The sequence below is a fragment of the Cryobacterium sp. TMB1-7 genome (assembly GCF_004402435.1).
Classification (GTDB): domain Bacteria; phylum Actinomycetota; class Actinomycetes; order Actinomycetales; family Microbacteriaceae; genus Cryobacterium; species Cryobacterium zongtaii.
In genome coordinates this window covers 293,425-315,820 of sequence record NZ_SOFZ01000029.1, presented here as the reverse complement: position 1 = coordinate 315,820, position 22,396 = coordinate 293,425, and the positions used below count along the sequence as shown (strand labels likewise).

17 protein-coding genes and 2 tRNA genes are annotated in these 22,396 nt (G+C 67.8%); 12 read left to right on the top strand and 7 right to left on the bottom strand.

What is annotated here, in order from left to right:
• Positions 1–77: 77 nt before the first annotated feature.
• The gene (locus E3O60_RS14550; protein WP_134498474.1) at positions 78–767 is read right to left on the bottom strand and encodes a hypothetical protein; all 690 of its coding nucleotides are present in this window, start codon (positions 765–767) and stop codon (positions 78–80) included.
• A gap of 98 nt (positions 768–865) precedes the next feature.
• Between E3O60_RS14550 and E3O60_RS14545 the strand changes: the two genes are divergently transcribed.
• Both E3O60_RS14545 and E3O60_RS14540 read left to right on the top strand, forming a co-directional pair.
• Positions 866–1,852, top strand: coding sequence for an L-lactate dehydrogenase (locus tag E3O60_RS14545; protein ID WP_103431987.1), 987 nt, complete (start codon positions 866–868; stop codon positions 1,850–1,852).
• A gap of 3 nt (positions 1,853–1,855) precedes the next feature.
• Positions 1,856–2,809: an oxidoreductase gene (locus tag E3O60_RS14540; RefSeq protein WP_103479561.1), complete on the top strand. Its 954-nt coding sequence runs from the start codon at positions 1,856–1,858 to the stop codon at positions 2,807–2,809.
• 28 nt (positions 2,810–2,837) lie between these two features.
• Here E3O60_RS14540 and E3O60_RS14535 read toward each other — a convergent pair.
• Positions 2,838–2,911: transfer RNA gene (locus E3O60_RS14535), tRNA-Gly, on the bottom strand.
• A 206-nt stretch (positions 2,912–3,117) separates the two neighbouring features.
• On the opposite strand from E3O60_RS14535, the gene E3O60_RS14530 reads away from it, so the two are divergent.
• The 5 genes from E3O60_RS14530 (at position 3,118) to clpX (ending at position 7,603) form a co-directional block, all read left to right on the top strand.
• A tRNA-Pro gene (locus E3O60_RS14530) sits at positions 3,118–3,194 on the top strand.
• A gap of 54 nt (positions 3,195–3,248) precedes the next feature.
• The gene (gene tig, locus E3O60_RS14525) at positions 3,249–4,700 is read left to right on the top strand and encodes a trigger factor (RefSeq protein ID WP_134498472.1); all 1,452 of its coding nucleotides are present in this window, start codon (positions 3,249–3,251) and stop codon (positions 4,698–4,700) included.
• Between the two features lie 165 nt (positions 4,701–4,865).
• Positions 4,866–5,465, top strand: a complete 600-nt coding sequence (locus E3O60_RS14520) for an ATP-dependent Clp protease proteolytic subunit (RefSeq protein WP_088456392.1) — start codon at positions 4,866–4,868, stop codon at positions 5,463–5,465.
• 12 nt (positions 5,466–5,477) lie between these two features.
• Complete coding sequence (locus tag E3O60_RS14515; protein WP_370028119.1) at positions 5,478–6,164, top strand: ATP-dependent Clp protease proteolytic subunit; 687 nt, start codon at positions 5,478–5,480, stop codon at positions 6,162–6,164.
• 158 nt (positions 6,165–6,322) lie between these two features.
• On the top strand, positions 6,323–7,603 hold the full coding sequence (gene clpX / locus E3O60_RS14510; RefSeq protein ID WP_088456390.1) for an ATP-dependent Clp protease ATP-binding subunit ClpX: 1,281 nt from the start codon (positions 6,323–6,325) through the stop codon (positions 7,601–7,603).
• Positions 7,604–7,684: 81 nt separating this feature from the next.
• On the opposite strand, the gene E3O60_RS14505 is transcribed toward clpX, so the two are convergent.
• On the bottom strand, positions 7,685–9,730 hold the full coding sequence (locus tag E3O60_RS14505; RefSeq protein ID WP_134498470.1) for a M3 family metallopeptidase: 2,046 nt from the start codon (positions 9,728–9,730) through the stop codon (positions 7,685–7,687).
• 67 nt (positions 9,731–9,797) lie between these two features.
• Here E3O60_RS14505 and E3O60_RS14500 point away from each other — a divergent pair, with 67 nt between their 5' ends.
• The 3 genes from E3O60_RS14500 to E3O60_RS14490 are packed head-to-tail and all read left to right on the top strand — an operon-like array spanning position 9,798 to position 13,334.
• Complete coding sequence (locus E3O60_RS14500) at positions 9,798–10,664, top strand: class I SAM-dependent methyltransferase (RefSeq protein WP_088456388.1); 867 nt, start codon at positions 9,798–9,800, stop codon at positions 10,662–10,664.
• 32 nt (positions 10,665–10,696) lie between these two features.
• Positions 10,697–12,142, top strand: coding sequence for a class I adenylate-forming enzyme family protein (locus E3O60_RS14495; RefSeq protein ID WP_088456387.1), 1,446 nt, complete (start codon positions 10,697–10,699; stop codon positions 12,140–12,142).
• Positions 12,123–13,334 (top strand): thiolase family protein, encoded by a 1,212-nt coding sequence (locus E3O60_RS14490; protein ID WP_088456386.1) that lies wholly within the window; start codon positions 12,123–12,125, stop codon positions 13,332–13,334. The genes E3O60_RS14495 and E3O60_RS14490 overlap by 20 nt, the downstream gene beginning before the upstream one ends.
• A 53-nt stretch (positions 13,335–13,387) precedes the next feature.
• On the opposite strand, the gene E3O60_RS14485 is transcribed toward E3O60_RS14490, so the two are convergent.
• From E3O60_RS14485 to valS, 3 genes are read right to left on the bottom strand one after another with little or no spacing between them, the layout of a single operon-like run.
• Positions 13,388–13,654, bottom strand: coding sequence for a hypothetical protein (locus tag E3O60_RS14485; protein WP_088456385.1), 267 nt, complete (start codon positions 13,652–13,654; stop codon positions 13,388–13,390).
• Between the two features lie 2 nt (positions 13,655–13,656).
• Positions 13,657–14,103: a GNAT family N-acetyltransferase gene (locus E3O60_RS14480; RefSeq protein ID WP_088456384.1), complete on the bottom strand. Its 447-nt coding sequence runs from the start codon at positions 14,101–14,103 to the stop codon at positions 13,657–13,659.
• A gap of 10 nt (positions 14,104–14,113) precedes the next feature.
• Entirely contained in the window at positions 14,114–16,696 is a 2,583-nt protein-coding gene (gene valS, locus E3O60_RS14475; RefSeq protein ID WP_134498468.1) for a valine--tRNA ligase, read from the bottom strand.
• Positions 16,697–17,112: 416 nt separating this feature from the next.
• On the opposite strand from valS, the gene E3O60_RS14470 reads away from it, so the two are divergent.
• Positions 17,113–17,736, top strand: coding sequence for a hypothetical protein (locus tag E3O60_RS14470; RefSeq protein ID WP_088456382.1), 624 nt, complete (start codon positions 17,113–17,115; stop codon positions 17,734–17,736).
• Positions 17,737–17,782: 46 nt separating this feature from the next.
• Positions 17,783–20,701, top strand: coding sequence for a S26 family signal peptidase (locus tag E3O60_RS14465; protein ID WP_134498466.1), 2,919 nt, complete (start codon positions 17,783–17,785; stop codon positions 20,699–20,701).
• Between the two features lie 35 nt (positions 20,702–20,736).
• On the opposite strand, the gene E3O60_RS14460 is transcribed toward E3O60_RS14465, so the two are convergent.
• Positions 20,737–22,275, bottom strand: coding sequence for an HNH endonuclease signature motif containing protein (locus E3O60_RS14460; RefSeq protein ID WP_134498464.1), 1,539 nt, complete (start codon positions 22,273–22,275; stop codon positions 20,737–20,739).
• Between the last annotated feature and the right edge of the window lie 121 nt (positions 22,276–22,396).

Here is a 22,396-nt window from a genome sequence, read left to right as displayed (position 1 = left end):
CGCCCCTGACTTGCGGCACCGTGCCCCGTCAACGCCCGCACACGGTGCTTCGTTCGCACGTCGGCGAAGAGCAGGGATCACTCGGCAGGGGGAGACGGGAACAACGGCGTGTACCGCCGCCAGAAGCCGAGATAGCGGGTGCCGCCCACCACGATCGAGCCGGCCAGGAAGCCCATGCCGCCCACTACGGAGATCGCGAGGCAGACGAGCAGCGGCAGGCCAAGCCCCAGAGTGATCCCGGCCAGCAACAGGCCGAGCAGGGTGGAGTTCACCGCGATGATGAACATCATGCTGCTGCCCAGAACCTGGCTGAAATTCCGCGGCTTGCCGCCCAGGAAGTAGTAGGTGGTCTGGGTGCCGGGCAGGTCGTCGAACCGGGACGCCATCAGGTACGGCGCGACCCCGGGGTCAAGCTCCACGTACGCCGCCCGCAACCTGTTCATCGCCAGCACGTAGGCTAGGTCCTCCATGCTCACATTCGTCACCCGTACCTGGGTGAGGACACCCACGAGCAGGATGATGCCGAGCACCGTGAGGGCGAAACCGGGGAAGCCCTCGTCGAACTGGGTGGCCTGCCCGGCCAGGGCCAGGCTTACCAGCCCGGCCGAGACCAGGTACAGGAACATGCTGATGCGGGTGAGCACCTCACCCTGGGTGGTGCTGCGCGAAGCCAGCAGGCTCCAGTGCTCGGTGGCGAGCAGCTGGGCGCGCACCGCGGGCGGTACCTCCGGGTTCGGGCGGGCCGGCGCCGGTTCCTCGTCGGGCATGCAGCCATAGTGGCCCGCATCCGCCAGGCCGCACAGGGCACCCGGCGTGACAGGGCACGGCGTGAGGGAGCGGACCCACGATAGAGGACACTGGGACCATGAGCGTGATTGAGAACTCCAAACTGGCCATCGTCGGCGCCGGCGCCGTCGGCACATCCCTGGCCTACGCGGCCCTGATCCGCGAGTCCGCCCGTGAGGTGGCTCTGTACGACATCAACTCGGCCAAGGTGGCCGCCGAGGTGCTCGACCTCGCACACGGCACCCAGTTCACCGGGGCATCCAGGGTCACCGGCGGCGATGACCTCGACGTGGTGAGTGGCGCCAACGTCGTCGTGATCACCGCCGGCGCCCGCCAGCATCCCGGCCAGTCCCGCCTCGAGATGGCCGGCGTGAACGTCGAGATCCTGCGCGACCTGATGCCCAAGCTCGTCGAGCGGGCCCCCGACGCCATTTTCGTCCTCGTCACCAACCCCGTCGACGTGCTCGCCGTGGCCGCCCAGCAGTTCAGCGGCCTGCCGCCGGCGCGGGTGTTCGGCTCCGGCACCGTGCTCGACTCCTCCAGGCTGCGCTGGATGCTCTCCGAACGCGTCGGCGTGGCGATCTCCAACGTGCACGCCCTCATCGTCGGCGAACACGGCGACTCCGAGTTCCCGCTCTGGTCGCAGGCGCGTATCGGGCCGATCTCGCTGGCCGACTGGATGCTGGCCCGCGGCGCCACCGGACCGGCGCAGGGCAGCGGATCTGTGCCGTTCTCCGAGGCCGAGTTCGAGTCGATCGCTGACGAGGTCAAGAACGCTGCCTACAAGGTGATCGAGGGCAAGGGCGCCACCAACTACGCCATCGGCCTCTCCGGCGCCCGCATTGTCGAGGCGGTGCTGCGTGACGAGGGAGCCATCCTGCCGGTCAGCTCGGTGCTCACCGACTACCGGGGTGTCAGCGGGGTGGCCCTGTCGGTGCCCAGCGTCATCGACGCCAGCGGTATCGCCCGCGTCATCGACGTGCCGTTCTCGGCCAAGGAGCAGGCGCTGTTCGAACACTCCGCCGCCACCCTCCGCGCCTCCCTCGACACCCTCGGACTGGCCTGACCCGTGGAACCGAAACTCGGCTACGGCTGGACCGAAGACAAGATTCCCGACCTCACCGGCCGCACCGCCATCGTGACCGGAGCCAACTCGGGTTTGGGCTTCGTGACCGCGGCGCAGCTGGCCGCGCACGGCGCATCCGTGACCCTGGCCGTGCGGGACGGCGCCAGGGGAGCGGCGGCCGTGGAGCGGATGCGGGATCGCCTGCCGGATGCCGATCTGTCGGTTCGAGTGCTGGACCTGGCCAGCCTGGTCTCGATTGCCGCTTTCGCCGAGGAGTTCATCGCCGGCCCCGGTCGTCTCGACCTGCTGGTGAACAACGCCGGTGTGATGAACCTGCCCGAGCGGCGCACCGTCGATGGCTTCGAGATGCAGTTCGGCACCAACCACCTGGGTCACTTCGCACTGACCGGGCGGCTGCTTCCGCTGCTGGTGGCCGGCCCGGATGCGCGCGTGGTGACGCTGTCGTCGACGGTGCACCGCATCGGACGGATGAACTTCGACGACCTGATGGGCACCAGGCGCTACCGGCCGTGGCCGGCGTACGGGCAGAGCAAGCTCGCCAACCTGTTGTTCACCAGCGAGCTGCAGCGTCGGTCGGCGGCCGCGAAGCTGTCCCTGCGGGCGATGGCTGCGCATCCGGGCTTCGCCCTGACGAACCTGCAGACCGCCGGTCCTGCCATGCGCGGTGCGAAGACCACCACCAGGCGCAGCCGCCTGATGGCGACGCTGACCCGGGAATTCGCCCAACCGGCGGTGTGGGGTGCGTTGCCGTCACTGTACGCGGCCACCCTGCCCGGGCTGGCCGGCAACTCGTTCGTCGGGCCGGAGGGGTTCGGGCAGCAGCACGGGCATCCGGTGCCCGTCACACGCTCCAAGCGCGCACAGAACACCGACGACGCCCGCCGCCTCTGGACGGAGAGCGAGCGCCTCACCGGTGTGACCTACGTCTTCGCCTGACCCGGAAGGGCCCGAGACCCTTGCAATATGGAGGGGATGACGGGAATCGAACCCGCGCCATCAGTTTGGAAAACTGAGGCTCTACCATTGAGCTACATCCCCATGTGCCACACCTGCTGGCACTCGAATATCGTAGTACAGGTTTCGGTGCGTGATTTCCCCAGCGCCGACAAACACCCCGGAACGCGCCCGGAATCCGCGCAGGGACGCCCCGGGCTGCGGGTGGTGCACTAGACTGACGGAGGTCAATCCGCCTGTCGCGTGAGTATGCGTGCCAAGTTGGTGGCCCCAACGGGTGAGATGACATCCGGGGCGTAGCTCAGCTTGGTAGAGCGCTCGGTTTGGGACCGAGAGGTCGCAGGTTCGAATCCTGTCGCCCCGACCATCACCCCCCTGCACATCTGTCGAACATAATCTGTCGAACACAGGAGATTTAAACGTGAAGTCCACGGTAGAAAAGCTGAGCCCCACGCGCGCCAAGGTCACCATCTCGGTGACTCCGGAAGAGCTGAAGCCCAGCATCACCCACGCCTACGGGCACATCGCCGAAGACATCAACATCCCCGGCTTCCGCAAGGGCAAGGTCCCGCCCGCCATCATCGACCAGCGCGTCGGCAAGTCCGCCGTGCTGGAGCACGCGGTCAACGAGAGCCTCGACGGTTTCTACCGCAAGGCCGTTGACGAGCACAAGCTGCGCCCGCTCGGCCGTCCGGAGGCCGACATCGTCGAGTGGCCCAGCGACAAGGACTTCTCCGGAGACTTGCAGCTGGCCATCGAGGTCGACGTGCGTCCCGAGATCGACCTGCCCGTCTACGAGGGCATCAAGCTCACCGTCGACGCCGTCGAGATCTCCGACGATGAGGTCACCGAAGAACTCAACACCTTACGCAGCCGCTTCGGCACGCTGATCACGGTCGACCGTCCCGCCACCTCGGGCGACTTCGCCCAGATCGACCTCGTCGCATCCGTCAACGGTGTCGAGGTCGACAACGCCAGCGGCATCTCCTACGAAGTCGGCTCCGGCGACCTCATCGAGGGCATCGACGAGGCCCTCGAGTCCCTCACCGCCGGTGAGACCACCACCTTCGCCTCCAAGCTGCTCGGCGGCGACCATGAGGGCGAGACCGCGGAGATCACCGTCACCGTCATCGCTGTCAAGGAGCGCGAGCTTCCCACCGCCGACGACGACTTCGCGCAGATCGCCAGCGAGTTCGACACCATCGACGAGCTCACCGAGAGCCTCAAGGTCCAGGTCGGCCGCTCCAAGGTCTTCGGCCAGGGCAACCAGGCCCGCGAGCTGCTCATCGAGCAGCTGCTCTCCTCCGTCGAGGTCCCGATTCCCGAGGCCATCATCGCCGACGAGGTGCACCGTCACCTCGAGGGCGAGAACCGCCTTGAAGACGAGACCCACCGCGCCGAGGTCACCGAGGCCAGCGAGAAGACCTTCCGTCAGCAGATCCTGCTCGACACCATCGCCGAGGCTGAGAAGGTCAAGGTCAGCCAGGACGAGCTCACCCAGTACCTGATCCAGGGTGCCTCGCAGTACGGCATGGACCCGAGCGAGTTCGTTCAGGCCCTGTCCGGCAACGGCCAGATCCCGTCCATGGTCGCCGAGGTCGCCCGCAACAAGGCCCTCGCGATCGCCCTGGGCAAGGCCGAGGTCACCGACTCCAACGGTGCCTCCGTCGACCTGTCCGAGTTCACGGCCGTCGTCGACGACGAGCCTGCAGCCGACGAGGCTGCTTCTGACGAAGCCGCCTCTGACGAAGCCGCCTCTGACGAAGCCGCCTCTGACGAAGCCGCCTCTGATGAAGCCGCCTCTGATGAAGCAGCCGAGGAGGCCCCGGCCGCCGAGGCCAAGCCGAAGAAGAAGGCTGCTGCAAAGAAGTAACCCCGACGCCTGATGGCGCTGGTAAACGGGTCGGATGTCTGCGGACATCCGGCCCGTTCTGCGTGTACCGCCGCCGGCGTGAATCTGCCGAGGGCGAACAGAGCCTTTTGCGCGCGTTGGACCCTATAGATTCATTCTGAAGCGACAAGCGAAACGGAGCGCGACATGGCCGAAATGGCACTTACACCCGGCGTTTTTGACAAACTGCTGGCCGACCGCATCATCTGGCTCGGCTCAGAGGTGCGAGACGACAACGCCAACGAGATCTGTGCCAAGATCCTGCTGCTGGCCGCAGAGGACTCGCAGCGGGATATCTTCCTCTACATCAACTCACCCGGTGGCTCGATCACCGCGGGCATGGCAATCTACGACACCATGAAGTTCGTATCGAACGACATCGTCACCGTGGGAATCGGACTGGCGGCCTCGATGGGCCAGTTCCTGCTCTCCTCCGGCACCAAGGGCAAGCGGTACATCACCCCGAACGCGCGCGTGCTGCTGCACCAGCCGTCCGGTGGGTTCGGCGGCACGGCGGCCGACATCCAGACCCAGGCCAAGGTCATCCTCGACATGAAGAAGCGGATGGCAGAGCTCACGGCCGAGCAGACCGGCAAGTCGGTCGAGCAGATCCTCATCGACAACGACCGCGACAACTGGTTCACCGCCCAGGAAGCTCTGGACTATGGATTCGTTGACCACCTGCGCGAATCTGCGACGCAGGTTGTCGGCGGCGGCGGCACCGACGACTCAGTGAACAAGAAGTAGGACGGGCAGAAAATGGAATTCACTAATTTTGGCCACCAGGCCGGCGGAATGGCGCCCGGTGGAATGGCACCGCAGGCCCCGCAGTCGCGTTACATCCTCCCCACCTTCGAGGAGCGCACCGCCTACGGCTACAAGCGCCAGGACCCGTACGCCAAGCTGTTCGAGGACCGCATCATCTTCCTCGGCGTGCAGGTTGACGATGCCTCGGCCGACGACGTCATGGCCCAGCTCCTGGTCCTCGAGAGCCAGGACCCCGACCGCGACATCGTGATGTACATCAACTCGCCCGGTGGCTCCTTCACCGCCATGACGGCGATCTACGACACCATGCAGTACATCCGTCCGCACATCCAGACGGTCTGCCTCGGCCAGGCGGCCTCCGCCGCCGCCGTGCTGCTGGCCGGTGGAACACCCGGCAAGCGCCTCGCGCTGCCGAACGCCCGCATCCTCATCCACCAGCCGTCGGCCGGCGGCCAGGGTGGCGGCCAGGCCTCCGACATCGAAATCCAGGCGGCCGAGATCCAGCGGATGCGCGAATGGCTTGAAGAGACCCTCGCCGGTCACTCCAACCGCACCAAGGAGCAGGTCCACAAGGATATCGACCGCGACAAGATCCTCGGCTCGAAAGAGGCCCTCGAATACGGTCTGATCGACCAGATCCTGACCAGCCGCAAGAACGTGCCCACGCTGGTCAAGTAGTACCGCAACGGACGGGTTGGCCCTCTGGTCAGCCTGTTCACCGAACGGCGCGTCGCCCCGAGGCGGCGCGCCGTTTCGCATTGTTCCGTGGCTGCACGCATCTGTCACACGCACAAGCTAGGCTCGAATTCAGCGTCATTGATGGAGGAGGCTCACGGATGGCCCGAATAGGCGAGAGCGCCGACCTGTTGAAGTGTTCTTTCTGCGGAAAGAGCCAGAAGCAGGTGCAGCAGCTCATTGCCGGACCCGGCGTGTACATCTGCGATGAATGCGTTGAGCTCTGCAACGAGATCATCGAAGAACGTCTGGCCGAGGCCGGAGCCGAAGAAGTCGGCAGCGAATTCGAGCTGCCCAAGCCCCGGGAGATCTTCGGATTCCTCGAGGAGTACGTCATCGGGCAGGAAGCCGCCAAGCGCGCCCTCGCCGTGGCCGTCTACAACCACTACAAGCGCGTGCGCAGCCGCGCCACCCTGACCGCGGCGGACGCCATCCATGACGACGTCGAGATCGCCAAGTCCAACATCCTGCTGATCGGCCCCACCGGTTGCGGCAAGACCTACCTCGCCCAGACCCTCGCGAAGCGGCTCAACGTGCCGTTCGCCGTCGCGGATGCCACGGCCCTCACCGAGGCCGGCTACGTGGGTGAAGACGTCGAGAACATCCTCCTCAAGCTCATTCAGGCCGCCGACTACGACGTGAAGCGCGCCGAGACCGGCATCATCTACATCGACGAGATCGACAAGATCGCCCGCAAGGCCGAAAACCCGTCGATCACCCGCGACGTGTCCGGGGAGGGCGTGCAACAGGCGCTCTTGAAGATCCTCGAGGGAACCGTCGCCTCGGTGCCGCCGCAGGGCGGCCGCAAGCATCCGCACCAGGAGTTCATCCAGGTGGACACCACCAACGTGCTGTTCATCGTTGCCGGCGCTTTCGCCGGGCTCGACGACATCATTTCCCAGCGTGCCGGCAAGAAGGGCATCGGCTTCGGCGCCCCGCTGCACAGCAAGGGCGACGACATCAACCTCTTCAGTGAGGTGCTGCCGGAAGACCTGCACAAGTTCGGGCTGATCCCCGAATTCATCGGCCGGCTGCCCGTGGTGACCACGGTCACCCAACTCGACCAGGTCGCCCTGATGCAGATCCTCACGGTGCCCAAGAACGCCCTGGTGCGCCAGTACCAGCGCATGTTCGAGCTCGACGGTGTGGAACTGGACTTCGAACAGCCCGCGCTCGAGGCCATCGCCGACCTCGCGGTCCTGCGCAAGACCGGTGCCAGAGGCCTCCGCGCCATCATGGAGGAGGTGCTCGGACCGATCATGTTCGAGGTACCGTCTGCCACGGATGTCGCCCGCGTCGTGGTCACCCGCGAATCGGTCCTCGAGAACGCGGCTCCCACCATCGTGCTGCACTCGGCTCGGCGCGAGGAGAAGTCCGCGTAACCGGTCCCGTCCGTCCCGAACCGCCCCCGACCTCACATCGGGGGCGGTTCTGCGTCCACGGTCGATTACGTTTACGGCCGGTTAGTCGAGCCCGCGGCGGTCGAGCAGGGGCTGGATGTGCGCGTCGCGACCGCGGAAGGACCTGTAGGCGACCAGCGGGTCGCCGCTGCCGCCCACGCCGAGCAGCCGGTCACGGAACCTGTCACCGTTGGCCCGGGTCAGGCCGCCGTTCTCGGTGAACCAGGCCACGGTGTCCGCGTCGAGCACCTCGCTCCAGATGTAGGAATAATAGCCTGCGTCGTAGCCGCCGGAGAAGGTGTGCGCGAAATAGGTGCTCGCGTACCGGGTGGGGACCACGGGGTTGTCCAGGCCCACCGCGGCCAGCGCGGCCGCCTCGAAGGCAGCCACATCCGCCACGGTGTCGTCGGCGGTGATGCGGTGCCAGGCCTGGTCGAGCAGGGCGGCGGCAAGGTACTCACTGGTGGCGAATCCCTCGTTGAACGTCGCCGATTCGCGGATGCGGTCCACGAGCTCCTGCGGCATGGACTCGCCGGTGCGGTAGTGCCTGGCGTAATTCGCCAGGACCTCGGGCCAGAGCATCCACATCTCGTTGACCTGGCTCGGGAATTCGACGAAGTCCCTGTAGACATTGGTGCCGGCGAAGCGCGGGTAGGTGACCTGCGCGAAGAGACCGTGCAGGGCGTGCCCGAACTCGTGGAACAAGGTGGTCACCTCGTCGAAGGTGAGCAGGGTGGGGGAGCCGGCGGCGGGCTTGGGCACGTTGAGGTTGTTGGTGACGATGGTGGGAGTGCCCAGCAGGGTGGACTGCGAGACCAGCGCGTTCATCCAGGCACCGCCGCGCTTGGAGTCGCGGGTGTAGAAATCGGCGATGTACAGGCCCACCGGGGAGCCGTCCTCGTTCGCGACCTCGAAAACGCGAGCCTCGGGATTCCAGGCGGTGAGGTCGGGCCGTGCGGTGAAGGTGATCCCGTAGAGCCGGGTGGCAGCGTAGAAGACCCCGTCGTGCAGCACCCGCTCCAGTTCGAAGTACGGCCGCATGGCGCTCGTGTCGACGTCGTACCTGGCCTGTCGTACCTTCTCGGTGTAGAACGCCCAGTCCCAGGCGGCGAGCTCGAAGTCGCCGCCAGAGTCTCGTACCGCGGCCTGCAGCGCCTGCTGTTCGTCGCGCGCGTTGCGTGCCGCGGCGGGCGCGAGTCGATCCAGCATCCCGGCGACGGCTTCCGGGGACTTCGCGGTTTCGTCGGCCGTGACGTATGCGGCGTGGCTGGCGAAGCCGAGTAGCCGCGCGCGCCGGGCTCGCAAGCGGGTGATCTCGAGCACCAGCTCGCGGTTGTCGTGCTCGCCGCCGCGGATGCCGCGTGACCGGGACGCGGTCAGCAGGCGTTCCCGAACCGCGCGGTTGGTGAGCGAGGCGAGGTACGGATGGCTGGTCGGCAGCACCAGGGTGATGACGTACTTGCCGGTATGACCCCGTTCGGCGGCGGCGCCGGCGGCCGCCGAGATCTCGCCGTCGCCGAGCCCGTCGAGCTCGGCGACGTCGTCGATCACGACGGCGAGGTCGTTGGTGTCGGCGAGCAGGTTCTTCTCGAACCGGGTGGTGAGGGTGGACAGACGCATGTTCAGGTCGCGCAGGGATACTTTGTCAGCGTCAGAGAGCGCCGCGCCGGTGAGGGTGTACTCGGTGTGATATCGCTCGAGCAGGTACGCGGTCTCCGGGTCGAGATCCAGGGAATCACGTCGCTCCTGCAGCGACGCGATACGGGCGTACAGCGCAGGGTCGAGCCGGATGGCGTCGGCGTGCGCTGCGAGCAGCGGTGCGAGCTCCTCCTCGAGTGCGGTGCCGAACTCTGTGGCGTCCGACGAGCTCAGCGAGAAGAACACCGTGGCCACGCGCTGCAGAACCTGTCCGCTGCGTTCGAGTGCGATGAGGGTGTTCTCGATGGTCGGCTCCGCGGGGTCTGCCGTGATGGCCGTGATCTCGGCGAGCTGCTCGGCCATCCCGGCGTCGAACGCCGGACGATAGTGCTCGTTGCGGATCTCACCGAAGGGGGGCAGCTGGTAGGGCAGGGTGCTGGGAGCAAGGAAGGGATTCGCGGAGTCGGCCATGGACCCAGCCTAGGACGCCGGTTGACGGGGCCGCTCACAACGGGGCCAGGCGTCGTACAGTGGCGGCATGAACAGTGTCGGCACGAGCAATGGAGGCCGGGGTGACACCCCGGAGCGACAGGAGACCGCACCTCGTGCCGGGCATCCGTTCGGTCACGAGCACCCGCAACGGGTGTTGACCTGGCGCACCGCCGAGAATTCCGCCGGCTACCTGCTCCCGCACTTGCGACCCGGCCTCAGCCTGATCGATGTCTCGAGCGGAGCGGGCACCGTCACGCTCGATCTGGCCCGACGGCTCGCGCCGGGCTCCGTTCTCGGCGTGGACACGTCGGCCCTGGCCGTGCAGCAGGCGGCGGGCCTGGCCTTCGATGAGGGAGTGCACAACGCCAGGTTCGCGGTCGGGAACGCCTACGCGCTGCCGGCGGAGGACGCATCCGTGGACATTGTGCACGCGCACCAGGTGTTGCAGCACCTGGACAACCCGGTGGCGGCGCTGCGTGAGATGAGGCGGGTCCTCAAGCCCGGCGGCATCCTCGCCGCCCGCGATGCGGACTACGGTGCCGTGGCCTGGTACCCGAAGCTGGCCGGGCTCGGCTCCTGGATGCAGGTGTACCGCGCGGTGCACAGCTTCGACGGCGGTGACCCCGACGCCGGTCGGGCGTTGAAGGCCTGGGCCAGGCAGGCCGGCTTCGACACGGTGAGCGTGAGCGCGTCGATCTGGTGCTTCTCGTCGGAGGCGGAGCGGGAATGGTGGGGCGAATCCTGGGCGGCGCGCGCAATCGAGGCGGACTTCGCCGCTCACGCCATCGAGTCCGGGGCCGCCCGGCTGAGCGACCTGCACGAGATCAGCGCCGCGTGGCACCGGTGGGCCGAGGATCCGGACGGCTGGTTCTGCATGCCGCACGGCGAGATCATCGCCGTCCAACCGTCCTGATCCGCCGGCACAGTGCGGTAGAAATGGTACCGATGCCCATTCTCACGTCCCTCCAACTCTGGGCCGAGTCGTTCCCCGACCAGGTCGCCGTGGCCGTTGACGACGACGTGGTCAGCTATGCCCAGTTGCGCCAACGCATTCTCGACCACCCCGGCAGCACCGGCCTCACCGTGCTCAACAGGGTCAACGGCATCGACGTCGTCGCTGACTTCCTCGCGGCTGTGTCGGGCAGCGGATGCGTCGCCATGCTCGACCCGCACTGGCCGGCAGAGCAGCGCGCCGAGGTCGAGGGGCGCCTACGCGGCATCGCCACCGGATCCGATGCGCGCAGTGCGCCGGGTGCGTCCGGTCCTGGAGGAGGCACCGCGGGGCGTCTTACCGACGGTCCGGCAGAGTCCACCTTCCTCTACGGATTCACCTCGGGAACAACCTCCCTGCCCAAGGCCTTCCGCCGCACGCGGCGGTCCTGGCAGCGGTCACTCGAGCACAGCGCCGAGGTGCTGCACCTCACCCGGCATGACCGCACTCTCGCGCCGGGTCCGCTCACGGCCAGCCTCAACCTCTACGCGTTGGCCGAATCGCTGCAGGCCGGCGGCAGCTTCCATACCCTGGAGAGGTTTGATGTGGCGGCAGTGCTGGGCTGCCTCGAGCGGGAACGGATCAGCAGGCTGGTGGCCGTTCCGACCGTGCTGCGGATGCTCGCCGACCGGGCGGTGGCGGCCGGCCGGGTGGATCGCGGGCTCACCTGCATCGTGAGCGGTGGGGCCAGGCTCGACGCGGCCACCACCGGGCTGCTGCAACGGTGGGCGCCCCACGCCACCATCGTGAGCTATTACGGCGCCGCCGAACTGGGCTTCGTCGCGGCGTCGTCGGTGGCCCCTGGCGACGCTGCCGGCAGCGCCGGCGCCGGCGCCGACAGTGCCGTGGGCCAGCCCTTTCCCGGGGTCAGCATCCGCATCGCGGACGACGACGGCCGACCGCTCCCCGCCGGTGCGACCGGAACCATCCAGGTTGCCAGCGACTTCGTCTGTGACGGCTACCTGTGGGGTGATGACGGAGAGGCTTTTACACGCGTCGGCGCGTGGTGCACGGTCGGCGACCAGGGCTTTCTCGACGAGTCCGGCGTGCTGCACGTGCTGGGTCGCCGTGCCGACATGATCGTCAGCGCCGGCACCAATGTGTATCCGCAGGAGGTGGAGGCCGCCCTGCACCGGGTGCCAGGAGTGCAGGCCGCCGTGGTGACGGGATGCCCCGATGCCGTCGTCGGCACCCGGGTCGTCGCCGCCGTGATCGCCGCGCCCGTGGTGGACGCCGCCCGGCTGCGGAACGCCTGCATCTCAGCGCTGGCCGGCGAGCACCGGCCGCGTGATTTCTTCCGGCTGACCGAGCTTCCCGTGACGACGGCCGGCAAGGTCAGTCGCGGCCTGCTGGCCCGGTGGATCGAGGAGGAGGACCCCCGTGTCGTTCGCCTCCGCTGATCCGCTCAGCCCCACGCCGGGTGTCATCCCTGATGACCGGCAGCCCGTCATCCTGCTGGGCCGTCGCACGGCGTTCACCCGTTTCAACGGGGCCCTACGCGGCGTGACCGCCGCAGAGCTGCTGGCGCCGGTGCTCGAGGCAGTCCTGGCCGACAGTGGCCTGCCCGCCGCAGACGTCGATGACGTGATCATCGGCAATGCCGTGGCCGGCGGCGGCAACGTGGCGCGACTGGCCCTGCTCACGGCGGGACTTCCGCCGGCCGTTCCCGGGGTGACCATCGACCGGCAATGCGGATCGGGCCTCGAGGCCATCGTTCTCGCCTGCCGGCTCGTGCAGGCCGGTGCCGGCAGCCTGTACCTCGCGGGCGGGGTCGAGAGCACGAGCACGGCTCCGCTGCGAGCCCACCGGCTCAGTTCCACGGACGGCGCCCCGGATTTCTACGACCGGGTGCGATTCTCGCCCGACGACATCGGCGACCCGGACATGGGCGTTGCGGCAGAGACGGTCGCGGCCGCCTACGGCATCGAACGCGAGCGGCAGGATTCCTTTGCCCTCCGCAGCCACCGGCTCGCTGTTGCGGCCGGGCAGGCGGGCGCGTTCGCCACCGAGATCGTCGACGTTGAGACGGCGAACGGGCCGGTCTCGGTGGATTCCGGACCGCGGCCGACCTTGACCCCGAGCCTCCTGGCCCGGTTTCCGGCGGTGTTCACTGCTGGGGGAACGGTCACGGCCGGTAACTCCTGCGGCGACGCGGATGGCGCCGTGGTTGTGGTTGTCACCAGCCGGGCGCGGGCGGCCTCTCTCGGCGCATCCGGTTGCCTGGCCTTCGTAGATGCGGTGCCGGCGGGCGTCGACCCCAACCTGCTCGGGATCGGCGGCGGGGCGGCTGCGCTCAGACTCTTCGCCCGCACCGGTGTATCGGCCGCGCAGCTGGGCCGGGTCGAGTTCACCGAGGCGTTCGCGTCGCAGACGCTGGCATCGCTGGACCTGATAGCGGTCCCGGTGGAGCGCGCCAACCTGCAGGGCGGTGCCATCGCGCTCGGGCACCCCTACGGAGCTTCCGGCGCGCTGCTGGTTCTGCGCCTGCTCAGCCAGTGCCGCGCCGAGGCTTCGGCGGGCGAGCTATCCCTGAGCGCCCTGAGCATCGCGGGCGGACTGGGGCTCGCCGCCCTGTGGCGGTGGGAGAGCTAGGGCGCTGGGAGAAAACGGGCAGTGGCGGAACAAGGGCAGTGGCGGAACGAAGACTAGATCCAGTCCTCGTCATCGTCCATGACGATGGCGGGCTGCGTGATGGTGGCGCTGTCTTCCTTCGGGTCGAACCGGATGACGGTGCCGTCGTCGAGCTCGATGACCGGGTTGCCTTCCAGCCAGGTCAACGTCCATCGCCAGGCGCTGGTGTCGTCGGGCAGCGCCTCGAGGTCGCCCTCGACCGCCTGCAGGGCGATGACGACGACCTCGGGCAGCCCGGTCGGCGGTTCTGCGCCGAGGGACCAGCGGGTTCCGAGCTGCATGGTTAGACCTCGGCCTGGTAAGTGACCAAGCTGGTGCGGGTGCCGACCTCGTCGTAGAGCTTCTTGGCGGACTTGTCGTCTGCCGTGGTGACCCACTGCAGGGTGCGGTAATTGTGCGCCTTGGCGTACTCGCGGGCGAATTCCAGCAGGGACTTGCTCACCCCGCCGTCACGGACAGCCGAGGTGACGAAGAGGTCGTCGATGAACAGTCCGACGTCGCCGCTGAGGGTGCGTGGGAACGGTCGGTAGAGCGTGAATCCGACGAAGTCCCCGTTGTCGTCGACCGCGACAGCGCCGTCGAGGTCATGGTTCTTGTCGATGATCCAGCTCCACACACGCAGAGCCTTCTCGTCGGTCAGGTCGCTCTTGGAGAACTCGCTATACCCTTCGAGCAGGCCCAGCCACGGGAAGAAGTCTTTGTCGCCCAGCGGGCGGACCTTGATTGACATGCGGTTCTCCTTAGATTTCCGACACCGTGGCGAGCACGATATCAGTTACGACCAGCTCATCGGCCTTGACGAAGGTCAAGTCCGTGATCCGGCCTACTGCTTTCAAATCGGCGGCGACCTGCGCGAGCAGGGCAACCTCTGCTTCCGGTCCGCCGATGGTGGCGGAGACGACGGCAGACTTCTGTGACGCCTTCGCGTCGGTCTTCGCCCGGCGGATGCCTGTGAGAGCCCGGCTGGCCAGGTCCAGCAGCGCGAGGCTGTCGGCATCCGGCGTCGTGCCAGAGGCGACCGGCCATGGGGCACGGTGCACCGAGTCGTCGTTGGACCACGACCAGGCTTCTTCGGTGGCGAACGGCACGAACGGGGCAAACAGGCGCAGCAGGGTCGACAGGGCGGTGCGCAGCGCGGCGACGGCCGACGCCTGCTCCGGACCGGGCTCGCCGTAGGCGCGTTCCTTGACCAGTTCGAGGTAGTCGTCACAGAAGGTCCAGAAGAAGCTCTCGGCGGTCTCGAGCGCACGGGCATGGTCGAATGCGTCGAACGCGGCGGTCGCCTGGCCGACGACGACGTCGAGACGGGCGAGCATGCTCACATCGATGGGTTCGGTCACCGGTGCTGCGTCATCGCCGGCGAAGCCGAGGATGAACTTGCTGGCGTTGAGGATCTTGATCGCCAGGCGGCGGCCGATCTTGATCTGGGTGGGGTTCTTCGGGTCGAACGCCGCGTCGGTGCCCAGCCGCGAGGACGCCGCCCAGTACCGTACGGCGTCTGAACCGTGCTGACTGAGCACGTCGGCGGGAGTGACCACGTTGCCCTTGGACTTGGACATCTTCTTACGGTCGGGGTCGACGATGAAGCCCGACAGTGCCGCGTGCTTCCACGGCGATTCGCCGTGTTCGAGTTCGGCGCGCAGCAGGGTGGAGAACAACCAGGTGCGGATGATGTCCTGGCCCTGCGGACGCAGCGAGTACGGGTACACGAGGTCGAAGAGTTCGGGGTCGCGCTCCCAACCGCCGGCCAGCTGAGGGGTGAGGGACGAGGTGGCCCAGGTGTCCATCACGTCGACCTCGCCGACGAAGCCGTTGGCCGCTCCGCGCTGCTCGGCCGTGTAGCCGGGGGCCACATCCGAGGACGGGTCGACGGGTAACAGGTCGGCGGTGGCGATGATCGGCTGGTCGAAGACCGGGTTGGACTCGGCGTCGAGCGGGTACCAGACGGGCAGGGGAACTCCGAAGAAGCGCTGGCGGGAGACAAGCCAGTCACCGGTGAGGCCGTTGACCCAGTTCTCGTAGCGCACGCGCATGAATTCAGGATGCCACTGCAGAGCGGATCCGTGTTCGATCAGGCGGGCGCGAAGCTTTTCGTCGCGGGCACCGTTGCGGATGTACCACTGGCGGGTGGAGACGATCTCGAGGGGCTTGTCGCCCTTTTCGAAGAACTTGACCGGGTGCACGATCGGCTTGGGGTCGCCGATCAGGTCGCCGGACTCACGGAGGAGCTCCACCATGGCCTGCTTGGCCGAGAAGACCGTCTTGCCGGCAAGCTGGGCGTAGGCGGCCAGCGCGGCCGGGGTGACGATGACGTCGGGGGCCTCGGCGATGATACGGCCGTCGAAGCCCATGATCGCGCGGTTGGGCAGGTCGAGTTCACGCCACCAGACCACGTCGGTCACGTCGCCGAAGGTGCAGATCATCGCGATCCCCGAGCCCTTGTCCTTCTGGGCGAGGTGGTGAGCGAGAATCGGGATCTCGACGTCGAACACCGGGGTGCGTACCGTGCTGCCGAAGAACGGCTTGTAGCGGTCGTCGTCCGGATGCGCGACAAGAGCGACGCAGGCGGCGAGGAGTTCCGGCCGGGTGGTCTCGATCTCGATGGTGGAGCCGTCCGGCTTGTGGAAGGAGACCCGGTGGTACGCGGCCGGCATCTCCTTGTCCTCGAGTTCGGCCTGGGCGACGGCAGTGCGGAAGGTGACGTCCCAGAGGGTGGGAGCCATGGCCTGGTAGGCCTCGCCACGGTTGACGTTGCCGACGAAAGCGAGCTGGGAGGCGGTGATGGACTCCGGCGCGATGGTGCGGTAGCTCTGGTTCCAGTCGACGCTGAGGCCCAGGGTGCGCCACAGTTCCTCGAACTGTTTCTCGTCCTCGACGGTGAGGCGTTCGCAGAGTTCGATGAAGTTGCGGCGGCTCACGGGGAGCTGGTCGGCGGCCTTGGTGCTCTTGCCGTCGCCCCCCTCGAAGGGCGGCACGAAGTAGGGCGTGTACGGCAGCGATGGGTCGCAGCGCACGCCGTAGAAGTTTTGCACACGTCGTTCGGTGGGCAGGCCGTTGTCATCCCAGCCCATCGGGTAGAAGACGCTCTTGCCGCGCATGCGCTGGAAGCGAGCCACGACGTCGGTGTGCGTGTAGCTGAAGACATGGCCGATGTGCAGTGAGCCGGAGGCGGTCGGCGGGGGAGTATCGATCGAGAAGATCGACTCCTTCGTGGCGGCCGCGCGGTCGAAGCGGTAGGTGCCCTGTGCTTCCCAACTGGTCTCCCACTTGGCTTCCAGCCCTTCGAGGGCGGGCTTTTCGGGAACGCGGTCAGCGTTGGTCATGACACTCCGATTCGGTTCAGCGGCACCGTGTCGATGGTGAGGTGCCTTCAGTACTGCTGAACCAATCTAGCCGATTCTGCGCCCGAGGCCGCACGACGAGGGGGCGAACGGGCTGATCCGAGCGAGGATCGCGACGTTGGCTCCCACCGAATCTGCCTTTCGGCGGACATCTGGCGGGCGGGCGGCGCGGTGCCGGGGCGGTCGCCAGAATGGCGAAGAATATTGACATGAAAATACTTCAGATTTAACTTGTGCGCGGTGGTGGGAGACCGCTAGTTTGAGCGAAGGGGCAACCGATTTTTTTGGGTCTACCGGGGAATTTCCTTCCTGACTGGGTCAACTCAGGGTTTCGATTGGGTCGCATACTGCGGCCTTCATTCTGGACCCCGGCCTGCCCTGAACCGAAGGATTCCGTCATGCGTAAACCCAGTACCCTCGCCCGGCGTATTGTGACCGTTGGTGTTGGCCCGGCCGCCATCCTGCTCGCCGGCGCGATGGTGTTCCAGGCGTCGAACGCCGCCTTCTCATCCTCGACCCGAAACCCCGGCAATAGCTGGAGCACCGGAAGCGTGGCCCTCACGGACGACGACAACGGCACCGCCGGCTTCCAGGTCACCAATGTCACGCCTGGCGACACTGGCGAGAAGTGCCTCGTCGTGACGGCATCGTCGTCCGTCGCCGGGGTAGTCAAGGCCTATGTGCAGAACCTGTCGCCCTCGGCGCAGGGACTGGAGAAATACATCAAGCTGAAGATCGAACAGGGCACCGGCGGGAGCTTCGCCGACTGCACGGGTTTCGTCATCGACCCGGCGGTCCCGGTCCTGCCGGCAGCGTCGTTGGCCACGCTGTCCACGGTCAATAGCGACTACGCCACCGGTGGTAGCGCGTGGACGACCACAGGAAACGCCAGCGGGGAGTCCAAGACCTACAAGGGCACCTGGACCTTCGACGCGACCGGACTGACCCAGCTGCAGGTCGACGCGTTGCAGGGCGCCTCCACCAGCATCGACCTCGTCTGGGAGCTGCAGAACAGCAACTAGTTCGGCCATCCCACCACCAGGTAGCGCCCCGACAGATCAGGTAGCAGTGTCCCTCGACAGCGGATCCACCGACAGCACCGTCGGTCGCCAGCCCCGCGCCGTGCGCGGGGGCTGGGGATTCCTGACGATCGCCACCCTGTCGAGGGCCTACCTGGTGCTGATGCTTGCCCTGGGCGCCTGCGCCACCCTGCCGATGCTCACCGGCCTCACGGGTTCGATCGTGCAGAGCGGGTCCATGGAACCGCTGATCAGCACCGGCGACGTCGTGCTCTCCGAGCCCATGGAGGCCGACACTCCGCCGCCCCTCGGGCGCGTCGTGAGCTTCCCCGCCCCGGCCGGATCTGCCACCGCAGGCACCATGCTGCACCGGGTCGTCGGGGCCAACGAGGACGGGTCGCTCATCACGGCGGGTGACGCCAACCAGAGCGTGGACAGCAGCCCCCTGGACCGGGGCGACATTATCAGCCAAGCCCAGCTCCTGATCCCCTGGATCGGGCTGCCCGCCTTCTGGCTGACCACGACGGCCATTACTCCGCTAGTGCTGTGGCTGATCCTCACCGCCGCGGCCGTCATCGTCGTCGCGCTGGACGGCGCCGCGAACCCCCGGCCGCGCCGGCCCCGTGGACGTCACTTCCGACCGTCCCGCCAGGGGAGGGGCCCGCGGGTTGCTCCGGCCGAACTGGCTGCAGTGGGAGTCGTTGCGACCCTGATCGCCGTCACACTGGTGGCGGCACCGCCAACCGAGGTGACCGCCGCCTTCAGCGCCTCCACAACCATGGCCGGCAGCTCTTGGGAGACCGCCGGCCCCGCAACCCAACTGGCCTTCACGACCGCCCCCTCCGGGTCAACCGGCGGCGTCGCCTGGGCCCGTCAACCCGTCGTGGCCATCCAGAACGCCGAAGGGGAAACCGCGTCGAGCACCGCCAGCGTGGCCCTGACCTTGACCAATCCGGCTGGGGCGACCCTGGCCTGCGCGGCCAATCCGGTAGCCGCCGTCTCCGGCCGGGCGTCATTCGCCGGCTGCCGCATCGACCGGGCCGGAACCTACACCCTGACCGCCCGTTCCGGCGCACTTCCCGCCGCTCTCAGCGCCACATTCACCATCACGACGGGCCCGGCCTCGAAGCTGGTCTTCACGGCCCAACCGGGTTCCACATCGGTGGACACAGCCTTTGCCGTCCAGCCGATACTGGCGATCCAGGATGCCGGCGGGAACACCGTCAGCAGCACAGCGGCCGTCACCCTGGGCCTGACCAGCGCAGCAGGGGCCGGCCTCACCTGTACGGCCAACCCGAGAGCTGCCGTGGCCGGAACCGCTACCTTCGCCGGCTGCAAGATCACCAAGCCCGGGAACTACTCCCTGACCGCGACCTCGGCCGGGTTGACCGCGGCCGTGAGCGGATCCGTCGCGATCAGCGCTGGTCCCGCCGCTCGCCTCGTCTTCACCACCAGCCCGTCCGGCTCAACCGGCGGGAGAGCTTTTGGCACCCAGCCCGTGGTCGCCGTACGGGACGCGGGTGGCAACGCCGTCGCCACCACCATGCCGGTCACCCTGGCGATCACCACAGCGGCGGGGGCAACCCTCGCCTGCAGCGCGAACCCGGCCACGGGCACCGGGACCGTCGCATTTGTCGGCTGCTCTATCGGGCGGGCGGGCACCTACACCCTGACCGCCAGCTCGGGAACACTCACGGCGGCCGTGAGCGCAAGCTTCACCATCGCGGTCGGACCCGCCACGAAACTGGGTTTCACGTCGGCACCGAGCACGACCCGGTACAACACCACCTTTGACACCCAACCCGCGGTCGCGATTCAGGACGCCGGCGGCAACACCGTCGCGAGCACCGCCGCAGTGACCCTGAAGCTCACGACCGCTGCCGGGGCCACGCTGTACTGCACAGCAAACCCCAAGGCGGCAGCGTCCGGGGTTGCGACGTACTCCGGCTGCAGGATCGACAAGGCAGGCAGCTATACGCTGACCGCCACATCCGGCGTCCTGACCCCGGCGGTCAGTGGCAGCTACACGGTGACCCCTGGTCCTGCAGCGAAACTGGCTTTCAGCGTCAACCCCGGTGGGTCGACCGGCGGCGTGGCGTTCTCCGGCCAACCCACGGTCGTGGTGCAGGACGCCGGCGGCAACATCGCGACCGGCACCACGCCGGTGACACTGAGCCTGACCACCGCAAACGGAGCCACTCTGACCTGCACGACGAACCCGGTCTCCCCGCTGTCGGGCGCAGCCGCATTCGCCGGCTGCGCCGTCGACCGCGCCGGCAGCTACACACTGCGGGCGGTGTCCGGCAATCTCACCGCCGCCACGAGCGCAAGCTTCACGATCGCGACCGGGCCCGCTGCCCGGCTGGTCTTCGTCTCTTCACCAGGGTCGACGACCTCGGCGACCACGTTCGGAAACACGCCGACAGTGACCGTGCAAGACGCAGGCGGTAACGCTGTCACCGCGACCGGGCAGGCCACGCTTGCCCTGACCAATGCTGCCGGCGCAACACTGGCTTGCGCGACAAATCCCGCGCCGTCGTACGTCGGTTGGGGATTCATCTTCTCGGGATGCAGCATCGACAAGGCCGGTACATACACACTCACCGCAACCGCCGGCACCCTGACGACCGTGAGTCCCGCATTCACGGTCACGCCCGGTGCCGCGAGCAAGCTGGTCTTCGTTGCGGCTGGGTCGGGTGGGTCGGTGAACCAGGTCTGGGGCACCCAGCCGAGCGTGGCCATCCAGGATGCGAGCGGCAACGTCGTTGCGAGTTCGGCCTCGGTCACTGTCAGGCTGACGACCCCGGCAGGCGCCACTCTCACGTGTACCAGTAACCCTCGTGCCGCGGTGTCCGGTGTGGCGACGTTCGCCGGTTGCCGGGTGAATCGGGCGGGGAGCTACACGCTCACCGCGACGTCGGGGACCCTCGCGGCGGGGGTCAGCCCCGGTTTCACGATCGCTCCGTAGTCGTGGAATAGCGGAGTTCGCCCGAACCCGCCCGATCAGAACGGCGGATCGTCGGGCAGGTCGCTTGTCCGCGGCCGTGCCGGTGTCGCTGGTGGTTTGGGTGTGGGGGCCAGGGTGGGTGGTGGCCCGAGGGTGGTTTCGGGGTAGGTGCGGTGGGTTTCCCCGGCCGGGGAGGTCCAGCGCAGCACCCCGCCGGGTTCTTGCACCACGGCCCATAGTGTTTGGTGTTTGGGCCGGCGGTGGGCGCGGCAGAGGTGGGCCAGGTTGTCGAAGTCGGTAGGTCCGCCGTGTTCTCGGGCGATGGTGTGGTCGATATCGCTGCGGGATGCGGGCCGGGTGCAGCCCGGGAAACGGCAGGTGCCGTCCCGTAACCCCAACCACCGGCGTGTATCGGCCGGGACCCGGTACTGCTCCTTACCGACTGAGAGCACCGCCCCGGTTTCCGGGTGCACCAGCAGCCGGGTGAAGCTGGGCGCTCCGGCCGCGATCTCTCTGGCCACGTCGGCCGGGATCGGCCCGTACCCTTCCAGGAAACCGGGTGCTTCGCTTTTTCCCATCAGGGTGAAGACCGGGACGGTGACCATCACGCTGCCTCGGATGCCGCCGCCGGTGCCGGCGGCGGTGACGCCGTCCAGGACCAGGTCGGCCATGGCGTCGGCGCAGATCTGACCGATCGTGCGCCGGTCCATCTCGGGAATCGACGCGTCGTGTCGTTCTAAGGCCTGGGTGCTCTCGGCGATGCTGGTCAACCTGTCGAGTGCGGCCTGAGTCTGCACCGCGGTCCCGTACCAGGTCAGAGTGCCCATGCCATCGGCCCGGCCCTCCCACCACACCCCGCGCTCGGCAACCGCCGCGGTGGCCCGTGTGCTGAGGGTCTCCGGGTGCGCGCGTTCCCGCATCCGCCTCGCCTTCACCGCGAGCTTGCCGACCGTGAGGTCTTTCGCTTCCGGCAGTAACCTCGCTTCGAACTCGGCGGCCTCCTCGAGCGGGAGCAAGCTGAGCTGGTCCATCAGCACCTGCCCGTGCCGGTAGCTGATGTCGCCGGAGCTCATCGCGGTGAGGGTGGCTTTCATCGGGCCGGCGAACAAGGAGGATTCACCGATCAGGTTCTCCGCCGTGCGATCGGCCAGGCGCAGCGAGCAGGCGACCTCGGTCGTGATCGTGCGGCGGGCGATCTCCTGGTCCTCCCACGCCGGGATCTTCCGCGGGCTGGCGTCGGCGTCGGCGAGGACCGGCCCGCGCACCGACTCGGCGGCGTAGTCGGGGTTGAGCAGTTTCGCGGTGGCCGGGTCGGAACTCCACCGCTGCAGGTCCGCCAGCGCGCGAGCCCGCTTGGCGGTCGCCTTCGCGATGCTGCGGTGGGCCTTCCTGGCCGTGGCTACCTTCCGCGCGAGGGTGGCTTGGGCCTGTTCCTGCAGGGTGCGGCGGCGCCGGCGGGCGTGCGCCGCTGCGCCGGCATCGGGGGCTGCTTCAGAGTTGGGATTCGGGCTGGGATTGGGTCCGCCCGCGCTGTCGCGGGCGTCGTGACCCGGGTCCTCCGGGTCGGTCGGGAACCGCTCTGCTGGGCTGCTCATACCCCGATAATTGCACCGACCACCGACACTCCAGCCCCTTCAGAACCGGGTGGGGAAAGGCACTCAAACCGGCCGCCTGTGGAGGAGCCGCGGACCCGGACGCATCGACGGTCCCTTCGCT

Bases quoted from the DNA above. Each gene is read 5' to 3' on its own strand.
- E3O60_RS14550 (WP_134498474.1), bottom strand. From the start codon at position 767: ATGCCCGACGAGGAACCGGCGCCGGCCCGCCCGAACCCGGAGGTACCG.
- E3O60_RS14520 (WP_088456392.1), top strand. From the start codon at position 4,866: ATGGCCGAAATGGCACTTACACCCGGCGTTTTTGACAAACTGCTGGCC.
- clpX (WP_088456390.1), top strand. From the start codon at position 6,323: ATGGCCCGAATAGGCGAGAGCGCCGACCTGTTGAAGTGTTCTTTCTGC.
- E3O60_RS14485 (WP_088456385.1), bottom strand. From the start codon at position 13,654: ATGCAGCTCGGAACCCGCTGGTCCCTCGGCGCAGAACCGCCGACCGGG.
- E3O60_RS14515 (WP_370028119.1), top strand. From the start codon at position 5,478: ATGGAATTCACTAATTTTGGCCACCAGGCCGGCGGAATGGCGCCCGGT.
- E3O60_RS14480 (WP_088456384.1), bottom strand. From the start codon at position 14,103: ATGTCAATCAAGGTCCGCCCGCTGGGCGACAAAGACTTCTTCCCGTGG.
- E3O60_RS14460 (WP_134498464.1), bottom strand. From the start codon at position 22,275: ATGAGCAGCCCAGCAGAGCGGTTCCCGACCGACCCGGAGGACCCGGGT.
- valS (WP_134498468.1), bottom strand. From the start codon at position 16,696: ATGACCAACGCTGACCGCGTTCCCGAAAAGCCCGCCCTCGAAGGGCTG.
- E3O60_RS14500 (WP_088456388.1), top strand. From the start codon at position 9,798: ATGAACAGTGTCGGCACGAGCAATGGAGGCCGGGGTGACACCCCGGAG.
- E3O60_RS14505 (WP_134498470.1), bottom strand. From the start codon at position 9,730: ATGGCCGACTCCGCGAATCCCTTCCTTGCTCCCAGCACCCTGCCCTAC.
- E3O60_RS14495 (WP_088456387.1), top strand. From the start codon at position 10,697: ATGCCCATTCTCACGTCCCTCCAACTCTGGGCCGAGTCGTTCCCCGAC.
- E3O60_RS14545 (WP_103431987.1), top strand. From the start codon at position 866: ATGAGCGTGATTGAGAACTCCAAACTGGCCATCGTCGGCGCCGGCGCC.
- E3O60_RS14470 (WP_088456382.1), top strand. From the start codon at position 17,113: ATGCGTAAACCCAGTACCCTCGCCCGGCGTATTGTGACCGTTGGTGTT.